Annotated in this window: 1 protein-coding gene; it reads right to left on the bottom strand. The window is 68.4% G+C overall.

Features of this window, described 5'->3' with window-relative positions; all coding sequences use genetic code 11:
- Nucleotides 1–277 precede the first annotated feature (277 nt).
- A complete protein-coding gene (locus VKA29_RS35805) occupies nt 278–673 on the bottom strand; it encodes a hypothetical protein (RefSeq protein WP_324790216.1) in 396 nt (131 codons plus the stop codon).
- Nucleotides 674–936: the final 263 nt, after the last annotated feature.

Genomic DNA, 936 nt, shown 5'->3' with positions numbered 1-936 from the left:
GGCCTCCGGTCCTCCCGGATCCTGAAGTCCATTGCCACCCCTGAGCTGGGGTGTTGCAACGACCACTAGAACCTGAGAAACAGGGGGCCCTTCGACGTTGTCCGTCTCGGTCGGCCTCGGGACAGGCGTCGAGCCGGCCTCGGAGGGAGTGGGGCACCGACCGGAGGGAGTGGGGCACCGACCGGAGGGCCGGACCGCTCGAGCGGTCCGGCCCTCCGGCGTTCGCCCGTCTGGTGGGCTCGGTCGCACGGTCGGAGCGTCACCGGGACGACGCCGGTCAGGAGTGACCGCCACCGCCGGACGAGTGGTGACTGTGGCCGCCACCGCCGACGGATTCGTGGGAGCTCCCTCTCTGGGAGGCGGCGTGCTGGTTCAGGACCTTCATGATCTCCGAGGCCAGCGCGTCCGCCAGGGTAGGTGCGAGGGATTCCGCCATTGCGGTCGCCAAGGCCTGCGCGAACAATACCCTTTCCAGTTCCGAGGAACGGGAAGGCGGCCGGGACAAGAACTCCACGGCCGCTTCCATCAGAGCTCCAGCAAGTGGGGCTTTCCCATGCTTGACACCGGTGCCGTTGTGCGAAATCCCGGCATCGCGCACCATTTCCTCGAAGACCTCATCGATGAAGGCCTCCACGGGATCCCGTTCCGATTCTCCGCCGGACTCAGCTGCCATTGTCGTTCCTCAAGTCTTCGATTGCCTTACGGGACCTGCCCCCCGGCGCCGACGACGCCGACGACCGGAGGGCAGGGATGTCGCCTTTTCCTGTCAGCGGCGCATGAGCGCGGCCAGCAGCAGCGGGTGCTCGATGCCGGACTCCTCGCCCCCGCGCTCCTCACGACGGCGCATGAGCGCGGCCAGCAGCAGCGGGTTCTGGATGATCGACTCGCCGCCCCGCTCCTCACGACGGCGCATCAGCGCCGCGAGCAGCAGCGGGG

Origin of the sequence: Streptomyces sp. H51 (genome assembly GCF_035656535.1) — a bacterium.
Lineage (GTDB): Bacteria > Actinomycetota > Actinomycetes > Streptomycetales > Streptomycetaceae > Streptomyces.
Note: the sequence above shows the minus strand (reverse complement) of the source record. Positions and strands in the feature narration are given on the sequence as shown.

Excerpts from the sequence above, each read along its gene's own strand:
- VKA29_RS35805 (WP_324790216.1), bottom strand. The coding sequence starts at position 673 with ATGGCAGCTGAGTCCGGCGGAGAATCGGAACGGGATCCCGTGGAGGCC.